Source organism: Phytopseudomonas straminea, from assembly GCF_900112645.1.
Classification (GTDB): Bacteria; Pseudomonadota; Gammaproteobacteria; order Pseudomonadales; family Pseudomonadaceae; genus Aquipseudomonas; species Aquipseudomonas straminea.
In genome coordinates, this window is record NZ_FOMO01000007.1 from 187,651 (window position 1) to 203,970 (window position 16,320).

A 16,320-nucleotide genomic window follows, 5' to 3' on the forward strand; every position below is an offset into this window, starting at 1 on the left:
ACCGCGCAGATTCAGGAAGACCATGATGTCGGACGCCCAAGCCGAAAACACCCAGCAGGACATTCTCGACAAGGCCGTGGCCGAAGGCGGCGCCTACGAGGTGCTGCACAAACGCCTGCAGGAGCAAGGCCTGCGCCTGCGCCAGAGCACCGAAGCGCTCAACGAGCAGCGCCTGCAGGAGTTCGGCAGCAGCCAGATGGAAGTGATCGGGCGGGTGCGTATCCGTACCGAGAACAACTGCATCGCCCGCGACATCGTGCAGGTCGGCGACTGGCTGCTGTTCGGCTACAACGTGTTCATGGGCCTGAAGAAGGAAACCTCGGTCGCCGACGTGTTCTCCCTCTATCGCCTGGTCGAGGGCAGCGAGGGCTATGAAGCCGGAGCGGTCGCCCTGGACGGCACCTTCCTGAGCCAGAGCGGCTTCGTCAACGACTTCAACGAGCTGTACACCTACTACAAGAACACCCGGCTGCTGCAGCTGGCGATTCGCGACGGCAAGCTGCTGGCCAGCTTCCAGATCGGCGAGCGGATCACCGACATCCGCGTGTTCCGCTGGTCGCTGTCGCTCGACGGCAAGGACGTGCGCTACATCGACAACCGCGGCGAGCGCGATATCGCGCTGCCGGCGCCGTTCGATTTCGAGTGGCAGAAAACCACCCGCGAGATGACGGTCAACGGCCGCCATCCGCACCTGAACATCCTCGACACGGTATTCGTCGAGACGGTCGGCGGCGACCTGACCATCAAGGTCGAGAACAACACCGAAAGCGGCCAGGGCATCTACCGCGAAGAGGTGATGGACAAGACCCAGTCGCTGGACGATGCGCAGATCGAATACGCCGCCCTGGGCAGCCTGATCCTGCTCAAGGTGCTGCCGTACCGCGAGGAGCAGTGGCGCTACTTGGTGTTCAACCGCCTGACCCGCAAGGTCGAGCGTATCGACGCCATCGGCCTGGCCTGCGTGCAGCTGCCCGAAGACCACGGCATCATCTTTCCCGGCGGCTACTACCTGCAGAACGGCGAGCACAAGACCTTCGAGCAGTCGATGGCCGGCATGCGCTTCAAACGCTCGGTGCGCTCGCCCAACGGCGAAGACGTGCAATACATCTTCTACCACCCCGGCGAAGGCCGGGCGGTGCTGCTGACCTACAACATGGTCACCCGCCAGTTGCAGAACCCGATCTTCGGCCACGGTTACGCGCGCCTGGAAGATGGGCGCATGGTGATCTTCTCCGCCGAAGGTGACGAGCCCACGCGGATTCACCCCATGCAGGTCTGGCAGACGCCGTTCGAGAGCGAGGAATTCGCCGCCCGCCAGCCGGCGCGCAGCGGCTTCTTCGGGCGCATCGGCAATGCCGAACTGGTGCGCGGGGTGTCCGACCTGTTCAACCTCAGCCGCGAAATCGACAGCCGCAAAGTGTCGGTGGCGCGCTATAGCCTGCTGTGCCAGAACACCCGCCGGCTGTTCGACATCTATCATTGGCTGAGCGACCCGCAGTGCGCCGAGCTGGCGCCGCTGCTGCGCGAGATCGCCGCCACCGGCGAGCTGGTGCTCGACGAATTCGAGAAGGTCGAGAGCATTCGCCAGCAGTCCGCCGCGGCCATGGCCGACGCCGAAAGCCGCCAGAAGTCGCTGCTCGAGAGCGTGAGGTCGGACACCTGGGACAAGGTCGAGCAATACGTCGACGCCCTCAACGCGATCACCGCCCAGCGTGGCCAACTGCTGACTATCCGTGACTACCGCTACATCGACGTGGCGCGCATCGATGCCATGGAAACCGCGTTGCTCGAAACCCGCGACCAGACTGCCGCAGCCACCTCGCGCTTTCTCGCCGGTGATGCTGCGCTGCAGCCCTATCACCACGATCTGCAGGTGTTCGACGAGCAGGCGCAGAAGGCCGAGAGCGTCGCGCAACTGGCCGAGCCGCTGGCCGGCCTCAACGAGATGGCCGGTAACCTGGACATGCTCTCCGGATTGATGGCCTCGTTGCAGATCGACGACGCCACCGAGCGCACGCGCATCGTCGATGCCATTTCCGAGGTATACGCCAAGCTCAATCAGGCCAAGGCGCGCGCCGAGCAGCGCCGCAAGGGCCTGGGGTCGGCCGAGACGGTGGCGCAGTTCGGTGCCCAGTTCAAACTGTTCAGCCAGAGCATCACCAACGCCCTGGCGCTGGCCCAGGACCCGGAAAAATGCGACGAGCAGCTGTCGCGCCTGTTGGTGCAGCTCGAGGAGCTGGAAAGCCAGTTCGGCGATCACGAACAGTTTCTCGGTGACATCCTTGCCAAGCGCGAGGAGCTGCTGGAAACCTTCGAGGCGCACAAGCAGAGCCTGCTCGACGAGCGTCAACGCAAGGCCCAGGGCCTGCTCGACGCTGCGCGGCGGATCCTCGACAGCCTCGGCCGGCGTACCGCCAAGTTCACCGAGGCCCAGGAACTCAACGCCTTCTTCGCCGCCGACCCGCTGATCCTCAAGCTGCGCGAACTGGCCGAGCGCCTGCGTGAGCTCAAGGACAGCGTCAAGGCCGATGACGTCGAGGCGCGCCTCAAGGCCGCTCGCGACCAGGCCGTGCGCGCGCTGCGCGACAAGAGCGAGCTGTTCGAGGCCGGCGGCGACGTCATCAAGCTGGGGCCGCGCCACCGTTTCGCGGTCAACACCCAGGAGCTCGACCTGACCCTGCTGCCGCGTGGCGACGGGCTGTTCCTGCACCTGACCGGCACCGACTTTCTCGAGCCGCTGCACGATGGCGAACTCTATGGCCTGCGTGATTACTGGCAGGTCAGCCTGGAGTCCGAGTCGGCCGCGCTGTACCGCGGCGAGTACCTGGCGGGCCTGGTGCTCGACGCGGCGGTGAACAATACCGACGGCCTTAGCCTGGATCAGCTCAAGGCGCACATGAGCCAGCCCGACGAGCTGATCAAGCGCATCCGTGAATTCGCTGCGCCACGTTACAAGGAGGGTTACCAGAAGGGCATCCACGACCAGGACGCCATGGCCATCCTGCTGCGTCTGCTGGCGCTGCGCGAGGCGGCTGGCCTGCTGACCTATTCGCCACGGGCCCGCGGCCTGTCGCTGTTCTTCTGGAACCGCTGGCGCGAAGACGTGGAGGCCGCCCACTGGCCGGAGCGGGCGCGCACCTGCGCCAACATCCGCCAACTGTTCGGCCGCGACGACGGCATCCGCCAGCTACGCGAGGAAGTGCTCAAGGCGCTGCACGGTTTTCTCGTCCGCCACCCGATGCCGTTCGACGCTGCGCTGCAGCGCGAGGCGGCCGAATACCTGGTCGAGGAGCTGGCCGCGCCACGCATCGAGTTCGTGGTCAGCAAGTACGCCCGCGACCTGTTCGATGGCCTGCGCCGGCACCTGGAGGCCGCCCATATGTGGCAGGGCTACGTGCAGGCCCAGGAACGCCTGCGCGGGCGTCCGGATCAGCGTTGGGCGCTGGCCGAGAACTGGCTGCAGGCCTACTGCGCGCAGCAGGGCCAGGAGCACCTTATGGCCTACGTGCCGGAGGCTGTGGCCCTGGGCCTGATCGACAGCGACCTGCCGCAGCGCGTCACCGAGGCCGATCTGCAAGTGCGCGTCGAGGGGCTGCTGGGCGACCACCCACGCATCCAGGACGGCACCCTGAGTTTCGCCCTGCACGATTTCTTCCAGCGCCTGCGCCATCACCGCGAGGCCTTCCTGCCCGAGTTGCAGCGTTACCAGAACCTGCGCCAGGAGGTGGTCAACCGTGAGCGCACGGCGCTGCGCCTGAGCGAGTTCAAGCCGCGGCCGCTGTCATCGTTCGTGCGTAACAAGCTGATCAACGACGTGTACCTGGGCTTCATCGGCGACAACCTGGCCAAGCAGATGGGCACCGCCGGGGAGAACAAGCGCACCGACCTGATGGGCCTGCTGATGCTCATCTCGCCGCCTGGCTACGGCAAGACCACGCTGATGGAGTACGTGGCTCACCGCCTGGGGCTGATCTTCATGAAGATCAACGGCCCGGCCCTCGGCCACGAGGTGCGCTCCATCGACCCTGCCCAAGCGCCGGACGCCACCTCGCGCCAGGAGCTGGAAAAGCTCAACCTGGCGCTGGAAATGGGTAACAACGTGATGCTCTATGTCGATGACATCCAGCACACCCACCCCGAATTCCTGCAGAAATTCATCTCCCTGTGCGACGGCACGCGGCGTATCGAAGGCGTGTGGAAGGGCAAGACCAAGACCTACGACATGCGCGGCAAGAAGTTCTGCGTGGTGATGAGCGGCAACCCGTACACCGAGTCCGGCGACGTGTTCAAGATCCCCGACATGCTCGCCAACCGCGCCGACATCTACAACCTGGGCGATACCCTGGGCGGCATGCAGGAAGCCTTCGCGCTCTCCTACATCGAGAACGGCCTGACCTCCAACCCGGTGCTGGCGCCCCTGGCCACCCGCGACATGGCCGACGTCTACCGCTTCGTCGCCAAGGCCGAGGGCAAGCCGTTCTCCGCCAACGAGCTGTCGCACAGCTACAGCGGTGCCGAGATCAACGAGATCGTCGCCACCCTGCAGCGCCTGATGCAGGTGCGTGACGTGGTCGGCCGGGTCAACCAGCAGTACATCGTCAGCGCCGCCCAGGCCGACAACTACCGCACCGAGCCGCCGTTCAAGCTGCAGGGCAGCTACCGCAACATGAACAAGATGGCCGAGAAGATCAGCGCGGTGATGAACGACGCCGAGTTGCTGCAATTGATTGCCGACCACTATCAGGGCGAGTCTCAGCTGCTCACCACCGGGGCCGAGGAAAACCTGCTCAAGCTCGCCGAGCTGCGTGGCAACCAGACGCCCGAGCAACTGGAGCGGTGGACGCAGATCAAGCGCGACTTCATGCGCAACAAGGCCATGGGCGGCAGCGACTCGGACGTCGGCGCCCGTGTGGTGGCGCAGCTCAACGACCTGGTCGAGGGCGTGCGCGGCCTGGCCCGCAGCGAGCCGACGGCGCCAGCGGTTGCCGCCGTGCCCTGGCAGGAGCTGCTGGCCGGCCTGGAACGGCTGCGCGAAGTGCCGCCCAGGGTCGAGGTGGCCGTCCAGGCCGCGCCGCAGCCTGGCATCCAGGCACTGCTGGAACGCCTGGCCGATGGCCTGCAGGACGGCGTGCTGCCGCTGATCAACGCCATGGACAAGAAGATCGACATCGACCTGGGGACGCACAAGCGCATGGGCGACATGGCCCAGCAACTGCGTGAGATCGCCCGGATGATGGGGCAGAGCGGCGAGGCGCCGTGACGCTCTGGCTGTTGCCGCGCCTGAAGCTGCTGTTCGGCATCGCTGCGGTGATGGTCGTGCTGCAATTGATCAACAGCCTGGACGGCTACAGCCTCAACCGCTTCGGGCTGATTCCGCGCGAAGTGCAGGCCCTGCCGGGCATCGCCCTGGCGCCCTGGTTGCACGGCAGCTGGCTGCACCTGTTCGGCAACCTCAGCGGCTTCATGGTGCTCGGCGCCTTGGCGCTGCTGGAGTCGCGGGCCGAATTCATCCGCGCCAGCCTGTTCATCATCGTCGTCAGTGGCGTGCTGGTCTGGCTGTTCGGGCGCACCGGCATCCATGTCGGCTCCAGCGGCTGGCTGTTCGGTTTGTGGGGGCTGTTGCTGGGCCGCGCCTGGTTTCGCCGCAGCTTCGCTGACCTGCTGCTGGCGGCCCTGGCTCTGCTGCTGTACGGCGGTTTTTTCTACGGTCTGCTGCCCCAGCAGGGCGTTTCGTTCGAATACCACCTGGCCGGCGCACTGTGCGGCGGCCTGTACGCCTCATGGCAACGCGGCGGCCAGAAACGTCGCACTCGAAAACGGACTCGACAGGGTTAAAAATGGATTTCAATCGCCTCGACCAGCACCTGCGTGACAGCCTCGTCGACCTCAGGCTCAGCAATGAGGAGCGCGACGAACTGCGCGAACTGGGCAACGACCTGACGCCCGACCAGGTGCGCTACATGCGCAACCGCGCCTTCGATCTGGTGCGCGAACTGATCACCGACCCGGACAACGCCGTGTCGGCCCTGAAATGGCTGGAGCAGGTGATCAAGACGTTGGAGGTGCGCTGCTCACCGATGCGTGGCCAGAGCAGTGCGCATTTCAGTCCCGGCGAAAGCTGCCGCCAGCGCATCCGCGACCTGTGCCGCAACGCCCGGGAGTCGGTGGATGTATGCGTATTCACCATCTCCGACGACCAGCTCAGCGACGAGCTGATCGCCGTGCACCGCCGCGGGCTGGCCGTGCGCATCATCAGCGACAGCGAAAAGCGCTTCGACGTCGGTAGCGACATCCAGCAACTGATCGATGCCGGCGTGCCGCTGCGTATCGACAACAGCCCGTTTCACATGCACCACAAGTTCGCGCTGTTCGACGGTCGCCTGCTGCTCAATGGCAGCTTCAACTGGACGCGCAGCGCCAGTACCAGCAACGAGGAGAACCTGCTGGTGACCGACGATCCGCATCTGGTCGCCGAGTACCGCCGCGAGTTCGAGATGCTTTGGGCGCGCTACCGACCGAATTGACGGCCTAGGGTCTGTTCCCGTTTCACGCACGGCCGCGCCGGAGCCAGTTTTTGTGCGAGGCAAGGCACGAGATGCGAAGTTTGGCGGGCCAAATGAGCCATCGAGTAACGCCGCATCGCACAAAACTGGCCCGGCCCTTCGGGTGGGGCCGCCTAGGTTGCGCGGGAAATGGCCTCCGCTGTCGTTGCAGGACTTGGCAAGGGAGCAACCATTCCCTGCGTCCTGCGCCTAACCGGAGGCCATTTCTCGCGGCAACGCGGCTCGCGCTGAAACGGTAACAGACCCTAGCGCCGCAGCGCCGGCAGAAATGCCAGGAGACTCGCTGGTAGCTGCCGGCGCAACGCCTCGCTCATCGCCTCTCGGCGCTTCTGGTAGAGCAGGCCGAGGCCCATTACGCCAAGGCCGATCAGGCTGACCACCACCGGGAACAGCAGCGAATCCTCGAACACGTCGTGGGCCAGGTAGCCCAGATAGCCGGCCACGCCCAGCGCGCCGAAGACCATGAACAGCGGGCGTCGCAGCAATATCGACAGACCGATCAGGCCCAGGTTGATCAGGCAGTACAGCGCCTTGCCCAGTTCGCTGCCGCTGTCCATCAGGCTCAGGCCGCCCCAGAACGCTGTCAGCCCGGCCAGGTAACCCCAGAAGGCGTAATCACGCTTGCTGCGGCCGTCCACCAGCAGGCTGGCGAGCAGAATCACCAGGCCGAACCACAGCGACACCTCGCGGCGCTGCTCCCAGCTGAAGTATTCGCCATGCAGCAGCTCGCTCAGGTCCATGGACATGAACCACAGCGCCACGGCAATCGGCATGACGATGAACGGGAAGGGCAGCAGGCGCAGTACCAGCAGACCGACCAGCACCGTCGCCACTTCCATGACCAGCCAGCCGCCCTGCACGTAGCGGTAGTAGTCGACGTAGTCCGACTGTGTGTCGTCCAGGGGCCAGATGCTGAACAGCCGTTGCCCGGCGAACACCACCAGTGGCGTGAGGCTCACTGCCACGGCACCGAGCAGGCCGCCGGGAATCGGCTGGCCGCGGCGCCATAGGCTGCGCCCGCAGAGCAGGAACAGCAGCAGGTAAGCCGTGCTGATCACCAGCAGCGCCAGGTCCCCGATGTTCATCCAGGCTTCTGTGAGCAGCCAGCCCATGGCGCCCATGATCAGCAGGGCGCCGAAGTAATAGGCGATATGGGAGAGCTGGAAGTTGGGGCGCTCAGTGGGCGTCTGCTGCAGAAAGGCCAGCAGGGCCTGATCCTGGCCGGGTTGCAGGACGCCGGCTTGTACGGCGCGGCTGAGGTCATTGGAATCTATGGTCAGCTTCATGGGGTGGACGTCCTGTCTTGGTGCCGCTGCTTGAAGTCGCAGCGGCGCGCCCAGGCGTTGCGCCTGGGCGTAGTCGATCAATGCTTGCGCGGTACGGCCTTGAGCAGCTCGTCCGGTGGCATCTCGCACTGGATCTTGCGGCCGATCAGCTCTTCGATCGGTGGCAGGGCGAAGGCGTCGTCCTCGCCGGCAAAACTGATCGAGGTGCCACTGGTGCCGGCGCGGCCGGTACGGCCGATGCGGTGCACGTAGTCGTCCGGGTCTTCCGGCAGGGTGAAGTTGATCACGTGGCTGATACCGTCGACATGGATGCCGCGGCCGGCCACGTCGGTGGCGACCATGACGCGGATCTTGCCTTCGCGAAAACCTTCCAGGGCGCGAATACGCTTGTGTTGGGGAATGTCGCCGGACATCTGCACCGCGCTGATGCCGTCACGGGTCAGGCGTTCTTCGATACGGCGCACCTCGTCCTTGCGGTTGGCGAACACCATCACGCGAGTCCAGTCGTTCTGGGCGATCAGGTTGTAGAGCAGCTTGTACTTGTCCGCCGAGGCGACGGCGTAAACGTGCTGTTCGACGGTGTCGCTGGCGACGTTTTCCGGCTCGATCTCGACGATGGCCGGGTTGGTGGTCCACTGCTTGGCCAGGTTCATCACGTCTTCGGTGAAGGTGGCGGAGAACAGCAGGGTCTGGCGCTCGCCCTTCATCGGGGTCTGGCGGATGATCTGGCGAACCTGGGGGATGAAGCCCATGTCGAGCATGCGGTCGGCTTCGTCGAGCACCATCACCTCGACCATGTCCAAGTGCACTTCACCGCGCTGGTTGAAGTCCAGCAGGCGGCCTGGTGTGGCTACCAGGATGTCGCAGAAGCGCGATTCCAGCTGCTTGAGCTGCTTGTCGAAGTCCATGCCGCCGACGAAGCTCATCACGTTGAGGCCGCTGTACTTGGTCAGCTCCTTGGCGTCGTTGGCGATCTGCACCACCAGCTCGCGGGTCGGCGCGATGATCAGCGCGCGCGGCTCGCCCATGTAGCGATCCTTGGGCGGCGGGGTCTGCTGCAGCTGAGTGATGATCGATATCAGGAAGGCGGCGGTCTTGCCGGTGCCGGTCTGGGCGCGGCCAATGGCGTCCTGGCCCTTGAGCGTATAGCCCAGTACACCGGCCTGGATCGGCGTGCAGTACGGAAAGCCCAGGTCGTGGATGGCGTGCATCAGTTCCGGAGACAGCTTGAAATCGTGGAAGCGGGTCTTGCCGGGCGCCGGTTCGACATGGAAATCCTCGAGCTTCCAGGTATCGACCGGCTTGGGCGCACGTTCACGGCGCGGCTTGGCGGGTTTGCTCTGGGGCTTCTGCTCGGCGCTGGCGGCTTCTTGCGGCGGGCGCGGCTGGCGCTCCTCGCGGGGAGCGGCGGCGGGAGGCGCAGTGGCCTCGAGGCTCGGGGAGACTGAGCTGTGTGGCTCATTTTCGGCTTTACCGAATATTTTTTTGAGTGCTTTGAGCACGGTCATCTCGTCGATTGATTAAGGAATGAACGCCAGCCAGTGTAAAGCAAGACGCGGGCAGGGCGAAGTACTCTGCCACTGGCGTCATGCGCGGCTGTCGATCAGTTCGCGGGCAGGCTGGCGAGCAGCAGGCGCTGGACGTTGCCGCCCATGATCGCGGCGATGTCGGCGCGGCTGAAACCGGCGCCGAGCAGGCCTTCGGTCAGCTGGGCCAGGCCGGTGACGTCGAAGGGCGCATGAATAGTGCCGTTGAAGTCCGACCCCAGGGCCACGTGCTCGACGCCCACCAGGTCGGCCGTGTAGCGGATCGCCTTGACGATGGCCGCCACCGAGGTGGCGCACACCGCCGTGTCCCAGTAACCGATGCCGATCACCCCGCCGGTGGTGGCAATAGCGCGTATATGCCGGTCGCTGAGGTTGCGGGTGCCCGGGCAGGTGCCTTCGACGCCGCCGTGGGACACCAGCACTGGGCGAGTGGCCATGGCCAGCACGTCGTCCATCAGCGGGCGCGAGGCGTGGGCCAGGTCGATCAGCATGGACTTCTCTTCCAGACGCGCGATGACCTGACGGCCGAACGGCGTCAGCCCGCCCTTGCTCAGGCCATGGGCCGAGCCGCCGACCTCGTTGTCGAAGAAGTGGGTCAGGCCAGCCATGCGAAAGCCGGCATCGTAGAGGCGATCCAGGTTTTCCAGCTTGCCTTCCAGCGGGTGCAGGCCTTCGGTAGCAAGCAACGTGGCGACGCGCTGCGGGTCCTGCTTCCAGGCCTGCAGAAAATTCCTCAGATCCTTGCGCGTGCGGATCTGTAGCATCCGGCCGTCGCTGCCGGCAGCCGCCTCGTGAAGTTTTTCAGCCTGGTACAACGCGCGCTCGAGCAGGCTGTTCCAGGTCGCCCGTGGCCAGCGCTGGGCCATGGCGAGCAGGGTGATGGTGTCGCTGTCGGCGCCGTTGCTTTCGTAGTTCAGCCCGCGGGGCGATTTGGTGACGGTGGAAAACACCTGCAACCCGACGCGCCCGTCGAGCATGCGCGGCAGGTCCGAGTGGCCGTAGCTGTAGCGCTTGAGTAGGTCGCGTTCCCAGAGCAGGGCATCATCGTGCAGGTCGGCGATGAACAGTGTGTGGTGCAGGCGCGTGGCTGCTTCACCGGCCGGATAAGGGGCCGGGGATTCGACGCTGTTCATGCGCCGGTCGAGCACCCTGGGCAGGGTGAAGAACACCGCGGCGACAAGGCCCAGAACAATCGGGACGATAAGCAGGCGCTTGCGCATAGGTGCTTTCCAGAAAAAAACGTTACCGTCAGCTTGTCACGCGCTCACGGCAGTTCAATGACAGAGCCGGTTACGGCCACTGTTCTTGGCCTTGTACAGGGCCTTGTCGGCCCGGGCGATCAGGCCGGCCAGGCCATCGCGGGCATTCATCTGCGCCAGGCCCAGGGAAATGGTCACACCCGGCTGGGCGCCCAGCGGTGAATAGAAGGAGCCGATACGCTCCAGGCTCTCACGCAGGCGCTCGGCCACATCGGCGGCCTGCTGCAGCGCCAGCTCGGGCAGCAGCACCACGAACTCCTCGCCGCCATAACGCACCAGGCTGTCGCGGGCCCGTAGCTGGCGGCGCAGGGTGTGGGCGACCAGGCACAGCGCGTAGTCACCGGCCAGATGGCCGTGCTGGTCGTTGTAGTCCTTGAAGTGGTCGACATCGAGCATCAGCAGGCAAAGCGGCTGCTTGTCGATCAGGCAGCGGGCACGCTCGCGCTCGAACACGTGCTCCAGCCAGCGGCGGTTGAAGGCGCCGGTGAGTTTGTCGACATTGGCGTTCTGTTCACTGTTGATCAGCTGCCGGTTGCCCTGGCGCACGCGGTCGCAGAGCACCTTGAGCAGGTTGTGCATCATCTGTGGCGATTGCTGGAAGAGCGAGGTGACCGCGTCGCGGTGCAGGCGCAGTACGCTGCTGGGCTCGTTGGCCACCACGTAGGCGCTGGGGTGTTCGTTGTCGAGAAAGCTGATCTCGCCGGCGCAGTCGCCCGGCCCCAGGGTGGTGACCGGTTGGTTGTCGAGCGAACCCAGGTACACCTTGAGGCTGCCAGTGACGACTATATAAAGGTACTGGTTGCGGTCGAACGGCGAGAGCAGCACTTCGGCCGCCTCCAGCTCGCACGGGCGGAAGGCATCAAGCAAGCGATTGAGGCTGCCCAGTGCGACATTGTCGAACAGGCGCAGCTGGCGAAGCTGCTGCAGGTCGGTTTGCCAGTGTGCCGCCTTCATGGCATCAGCATCCTTGCGTGAAACGCTTAACGATCGACATCGCCAACGCTCCCATGGGTCGATGACCGCGTTCGTGATCGACGAACGAGCCTCATTTCCCAGACAGTATCCGCCGCCAGGCAGGCTGACAATCGTCTTGCGTCGTGCCGACGACCGGCGGCGCGGGGACTGTGAAGGGCATCACAGCCGCGCCGCCAGAACCCTCTTTATAGACGCTCGGCGAGCCAGGCGCCGATATCCCGCACCTCTTGCGGTAACACTTCATGGGCCATGGGGTATTCCTGCCAGGCCACTCTGACACCTTGGCTTCGCAGCCAGTCGTGGGCTGCACGACCCATACTCGGCAGTACCACGCCGTCCTGATTGCCGTGCAGACAATAGACTGGAATGTCGCGCTGGATTTCACTCAATTGCACCTCGTCTGAGAAGGTCGGCGAATAGGTCGAAAGCGCTAGCACGCCGCCCAGCGGACCTTGCCAGCGTAGGAAGGCGGTGTGCAGCACCACGGCGCCGCCCTGGGAAAAACCAGCCAGAAAGATGCGCGCCGGGTCGATGCCGTCACCGCGCTGTGCCTCGATCAGATCGATGACCTGCTGGGCCGACTGCTCGAGCTGCTCGCGGTCGATGGCCCTTGCAGGGCTCATGGCCAGAATGTCGTACCAGCTGGGCATCTCCCAGCCACCGTTGATGGTTACCGGGCGGGTGGGGGCCTGGGGGAGCACGAAGCGGGTGGTGCGCAGCGAGCGTTGCAGAGCCTCGGCGACCGGCTGGAAGTCGAAACGGTCTGCACCCAGACCGTGCAGCCATATGACACAGGCGTCGGCGGGAAGTGGGGGCTGCAGTATCAATGTGGTATCCATGTGGTGCTCCAATTTGGGGCTAGTGCGTTACTTTGGTGCGTGACTGTTTTTTGTCACTGTACTGATCCATGAACTAGATGTCGCAAGATTACAACTTTGCCCCCTTGACCTGCCTAACTCGCGGCGAAAAACGGTGGCTGGTATGGCCTTTGCTATAGAGCATTGGACTGATGTCGTCGGGCCAGTGTGGTAACACCGCGCTGGGCCGCGGAGCAGACGGGGAAAGCCAATTTGATGGGGTTTCCAAAAGGTTCGTCGGGCGCTGCATGCTCGTCGATATGCAAATTTGCGATCCGTCTCGGGCCCGTTCACCAACGGACTGGTGCAAGCATCGTTGACCTGCTCTCGAATGGGTCACGGTACTGGCGCCCAGGTCTGACCACCGGTCTACACTGTTGCTGCCAATAGTGACGACATGCCCCAAAAGGGTACGGCGATCAGGCTGAGACTCCAACACAACACAAGAACCGGAGAATGTTCAATGAAGATGGTTAAAACCACCCTGGCGATGTTGACCGCCGCCGCCGTTCTGGGCGCAGCAGGCATGGCTCACGCCGGTGCTACCCTGGACGCAGTGAAAAAGAAGGGCTTTGTACAGTGTGGCGTCAGTGACGGCCTGCCGGGTTTCTCGGTGCCGGATGCAAAGGGTAACTACCAGGGCATCGACGTCGACATCTGCCGCGGTGTGGCCGCAGCAGTTCTGGGCGACGCCAGCAAGGTCAAATACAGCCCGCTGACCGCCAAAGAGCGTTTCACCGCCATTCAGTCCGGCGAAGTCGACGTCCTGTCGCGCAACACCACCTGGACCAGCTCCCGCGACGGCGGCATGGGCCTGGTGTTCACCGGCGTGACCTACTACGACGGCATCGGCTTCCTGGTGAACAAGAAGCTGGGCGTTGCCAGCGCCAAGGAACTGGATGGCGCGACCATCTGTATCCAGGCAGGCACCACCACCGAGCTGAACGTCTCCGACTACTTCCGTTCGAACGGCCTGAAATACACCCCGATCACCTTCGACACCTCCGACGAGAGCGCCAAGTCGCTGGAAGCCGGCCGTTGCGACGTGCTGACCTCCGACCAGTCGCAGCTGTACGCACAGCGCATCAAGCTGGGCTCCCCGGATGACTGGGTTGTATTGCCGGAAGTGATCTCCAAGGAGCCGCTGGGCCCGCTGGTTCGTCGTGGCGACGAAGACTGGATGGCTATCGTCAAGTGGACCCTGTTCGCCATGCTCAACGCCGAAGAGCTGGGTGTCGACTCCAAGAACGTCGAAGCCCTGGCCAAGGAAACCAAGAACCCTGACGTTGCCCGTATGCTGGGTGCCGACGGTGAGTACGGTAAAGACCTGAAGCTGCCGAAAGACTGGGTCGTCCAGATCGTCAAGCAGGTCGGTAACTACGGCGAAGTGTTCGAGCGCAACATCGGCAAGGGCAGCGAGCTGAAAATCGAGCGTGGCCTCAACGCTCTGTGGAACAAAGGCGGTCTGCACTACGCTCCTCCAGTGCGTTGATTGACCTGTCGCCCGGCAGTGCACTGCCGGGCGATTTTCGTTCCGTTATACCTGGGGCATTCCCATGCAGAAAAACATTGGCGCACCGCAGGGGTTCTCCCTTAGCGATCCACGTGTGCGTGCCTGGCTATTCCAGATCATTACCGTTGTGGCCGTGGTCGCAATGGGCTGGTTCTTGTTCAGCAATACACAGACCAACCTGCAACACCGGGGTATCACCTCGGGTTTCGACTTCCTCGAGCGCAGTGCCGGCTTCGGCATCGCCCAACACCTGATCAGCTACACCGAAGCGGACAGCTATGCCCGCGTCTTCGTCATCGGCCTGCTCAACACCCTGCTGGTTTCGTTCATCGGCATCGTGCTGGCCACCATCCTCGGCTTCATCATCGGTGTCGCGCGCCTGTCGCCGAACTGGATGATCAACAAGCTGGCGACCGTCTACATCGAAGTCTTCCGCAACATTCCACCGTTGCTGCAGATTCTCTTCTGGTACTTCGCCGTGCTGCTGCCGCTGCCCGGCCCGCGTGCCAGCATCAACCTGGGCGACAGCTTCTTCCTCAGCAACCGCGGTCTGAACATGCCGGCAGCCGAGGCGACCGGTGCATTCTGGCCATTCGTGGTCGGCGTGGTCGTTACCATCGTGGCCATCGTGATGATGACCCGCTGGGCCAACAAGCGCTTCGAAGCCACCGGCCAGCCGTTCCACAAGTTCTGGGTCGGCCTGGGCATGGCTATCGTCATCCCCACCCTGGTTGCGCTGATCTTCGGCAGCCCGCTGCACTGGACGGTGCCGGAGCTCAAAGGCTTCAACTTCGTCGGCGGCTGGGTGATGATTCCCGAACTGCTGGCGCTGACTGTCTACACTGCCGCCTTCATCGCCGAAAACGTGCGTTCCGGGATCAACTCGGTCAGCCACGGCCAGACCGAAGCTGCCCGCTCCCTGGGCCTGCGCCCAGGCCCGACGCTGCGCAAAGTGATCATCCCGCAAGCCATGCGCGTGATCATTCCGCCGCTGACTAGCCAGTACCTGAACCTGGCGAAGAACTCGTCCCTGGCCGCAGGTATCGGCTACCCGGACATGGTGTCGCTGTTTGCCGGTACCGTACTCAACCAGACAGGCCAGGCCATCGAGGTGATCGCCATCACCATGAGCGTCTACCTGGCGATCAGTATCAGCATTTCCCTGCTGATGAACTGGTACAACAAGCGCATCGCGCTGATCGAGCGGTGAGGACCTAGCGCAATGAGCACTCATACTTTCAAACCGGATCTGCCGCCACCCAGCGCCAGCGTTGGCGCGGTCGCCTGGATGCGCAGCAATCTGTTCTCCAGCTGGCTCAACACGCTGCTGACCCTGTTCGCGATCTACCTCGTCTGGCTGATGGTGCCGCCGCTGCTCAAGTGGGCGATCTTCGACGCCAACTGGGTCGGCACCACCCGAGCCGACTGCACTAAGGAGGGCGCCTGCTGGGTGTTTATCCAGTCGCGCTTCAGCCAGTTCATGTACGGCTTCTACCCCAGCGAACTGCGCTGGCGCGTGGACCTGACCGCCGTGCTGGCTATCGTTGGCGCCGCGCCGCTGTTCATCTCCAAGTTCCCGCGCAAGGCTGTCTACGGCATCGCCTTCCTGGTTATCTACCCGATCGTTGCCTGGTGCCTGCTGCACGGTGGTGTGTTCGGCCTGGATACCGTGCCGACAAGCCGTTGGGGCGGCCTGATGCTGACCCTGGTGATCGCTGCCGTCGGCATCGCCGGTGCGTTGCCGCTGGGTATCCTGCTGGCGCTGGGGCGTCGTTCCAACCTGCCGGCGGTGAAGGTGGTCTGCGTGACCTTCATCGAGTTCTGGCGTGGTGTGCCGCTGATCACCGTGCTGTTCATGTCCTCGGTGATGCTGCCGCTGTTCCTGCCCGAAGGCATGAGCTTCGACAAGCTGATGCGTGCGCTGATCGGCGTCATCCTGTTCCAGTCGGCCTATATCGCCGAAGTGGTACGCGGTGGCCTGCAGGCGATTCCCAAGGGGCAATACGAAGCGGCCGGCGCCATGGGCCTGGGCTACTGGCGGATGATGGGTCTGGTGATCCTGCCGCAAGCGCTCAAGCTTGTGATCCCGGGTATCGTCAACACCTTCATCGCCCTGTTCAAGGACACTAGCCTGGTGATCATCATCGGCCTGTTCGACCTGCTCAACAGCGTCAAACAGGCGGCTGCCGACCCGGCGTGGCTGGGTATGGCGACCGAGGGCTATGTGTTCGCCGCCCTGATTTTCTGGATTTTCTGTTTCGGTATGTCCCGCTATTCCCTCCATCTGGAGCGGAAGCTGGACACTGGCCACAAGCGTTAG

The 16,320-nt window shown here is 64.0% G+C and carries 11 protein-coding genes; 6 read left to right on the forward strand and 5 right to left on the reverse strand.

Annotated elements, in window-relative coordinates; translation table 11 throughout:
* The first annotated feature begins 25 nt into the window (after positions 1-25).
* Genes BM279_RS17735 through BM279_RS17745 form a run of 3 tightly spaced genes read left to right on the forward strand, consistent with a single transcriptional unit; the run spans position 26 to position 6,524 of the window.
* Complete coding sequence (locus BM279_RS17735; RefSeq protein ID WP_093505873.1) at positions 26-5,260, forward strand: DNA repair ATPase; 5,235 nt, start codon at positions 26-28, stop codon at positions 5,258-5,260.
* Entirely contained in the window at positions 5,257-5,835 is a 579-nt protein-coding gene (locus BM279_RS17740) for a rhomboid family intramembrane serine protease (protein WP_244154181.1), read from the forward strand. The genes BM279_RS17735 and BM279_RS17740 overlap by 4 nt, the downstream gene beginning before the upstream one ends.
* 2 nt (positions 5,836-5,837) lie before the next feature.
* Complete coding sequence (locus tag BM279_RS17745) at positions 5,838-6,524, forward strand: phospholipase D-like domain-containing protein (RefSeq protein WP_093505875.1); 687 nt, start codon at positions 5,838-5,840, stop codon at positions 6,522-6,524.
* A 284-nt stretch (positions 6,525-6,808) separates the two neighbouring features.
* Here the strand turns inward: BM279_RS17745 and BM279_RS17750 are convergent, their stop codons facing one another.
* The 5 genes from BM279_RS17750 to BM279_RS17770 all read right to left on the reverse strand — a co-directional run bounded on the left by BM279_RS17750 (position 6,809) and on the right by BM279_RS17770 (position 12,469).
* Positions 6,809-7,849: a DUF2157 domain-containing protein gene (locus tag BM279_RS17750; RefSeq protein ID WP_093505877.1), complete on the reverse strand. Its 1,041-nt coding sequence runs from the start codon at positions 7,847-7,849 to the stop codon at positions 6,809-6,811.
* A 77-nt stretch (positions 7,850-7,926) separates the two neighbouring features.
* The gene (rhlB, locus tag BM279_RS17755; protein ID WP_093505919.1) at positions 7,927-9,351 is read right to left on the reverse strand and encodes an ATP-dependent RNA helicase RhlB; all 1,425 of its coding nucleotides are present in this window, start codon (positions 9,349-9,351) and stop codon (positions 7,927-7,929) included.
* Positions 9,352-9,452: 101 nt separating this feature from the next.
* Positions 9,453-10,616: a dipeptidase gene (locus BM279_RS17760; RefSeq protein WP_093505879.1), complete on the reverse strand. Its 1,164-nt coding sequence runs from the start codon at positions 10,614-10,616 to the stop codon at positions 9,453-9,455.
* A 54-nt stretch (positions 10,617-10,670) separates the two neighbouring features.
* Entirely contained in the window at positions 10,671-11,609 is a 939-nt protein-coding gene (locus BM279_RS17765; protein ID WP_093505881.1) for a GGDEF domain-containing protein, read from the reverse strand.
* Positions 11,610-11,815: 206 nt separating this feature from the next.
* Positions 11,816-12,469: an alpha/beta hydrolase gene (locus tag BM279_RS17770; protein ID WP_093505883.1), complete on the reverse strand. Its 654-nt coding sequence runs from the start codon at positions 12,467-12,469 to the stop codon at positions 11,816-11,818.
* Between the two features lie 481 nt (positions 12,470-12,950).
* On the opposite strand from BM279_RS17770, the gene BM279_RS17775 reads away from it, so the two are divergent.
* The 3 genes from BM279_RS17775 to BM279_RS17785 all read left to right on the forward strand — a co-directional run bounded on the left by BM279_RS17775 (position 12,951) and on the right by BM279_RS17785 (position 16,320).
* On the forward strand, positions 12,951-13,979 hold the full coding sequence (locus BM279_RS17775; protein ID WP_093505885.1) for an amino acid ABC transporter substrate-binding protein: 1,029 nt from the start codon (positions 12,951-12,953) through the stop codon (positions 13,977-13,979).
* Positions 13,980-14,043: 64 nt separating this feature from the next.
* Positions 14,044-15,210, forward strand: a complete 1,167-nt coding sequence (locus tag BM279_RS17780; protein WP_093505887.1) for an amino acid ABC transporter permease — start codon at positions 14,044-14,046, stop codon at positions 15,208-15,210.
* 12 nt (positions 15,211-15,222) lie between these two features.
* A complete protein-coding gene (locus tag BM279_RS17785) occupies positions 15,223-16,320 on the forward strand; it encodes an amino acid ABC transporter permease (RefSeq protein ID WP_093505889.1) in 1,098 nt (365 codons plus the stop codon).

Bases quoted from the DNA above. Each gene is read 5' to 3' on its own strand.
- BM279_RS17760 (WP_093505879.1), bottom strand. From the start codon at position 10,616: ATGCGCAAGCGCCTGCTTATCGTCCCGATTGTTCTGGGCCTTGTCGCC.
- BM279_RS17780 (WP_093505887.1), top strand. From the start codon at position 14,044: ATGCAGAAAAACATTGGCGCACCGCAGGGGTTCTCCCTTAGCGATCCA.
- BM279_RS17770 (WP_093505883.1), bottom strand. From the start codon at position 12,469: ATGGATACCACATTGATACTGCAGCCCCCACTTCCCGCCGACGCCTGT.
- BM279_RS17735 (WP_093505873.1), top strand. From the start codon at position 26: ATGTCGGACGCCCAAGCCGAAAACACCCAGCAGGACATTCTCGACAAG.
- BM279_RS17765 (WP_093505881.1), bottom strand. From the start codon at position 11,609: ATGAAGGCGGCACACTGGCAAACCGACCTGCAGCAGCTTCGCCAGCTG.
- BM279_RS17775 (WP_093505885.1), top strand. From the start codon at position 12,951: ATGAAGATGGTTAAAACCACCCTGGCGATGTTGACCGCCGCCGCCGTT.
- BM279_RS17785 (WP_093505889.1), top strand. From the start codon at position 15,223: ATGAGCACTCATACTTTCAAACCGGATCTGCCGCCACCCAGCGCCAGC.
- BM279_RS17750 (WP_093505877.1), bottom strand. From the start codon at position 7,849: ATGAAGCTGACCATAGATTCCAATGACCTCAGCCGCGCCGTACAAGCC.
- BM279_RS17745 (WP_093505875.1), top strand. From the start codon at position 5,838: ATGGATTTCAATCGCCTCGACCAGCACCTGCGTGACAGCCTCGTCGAC.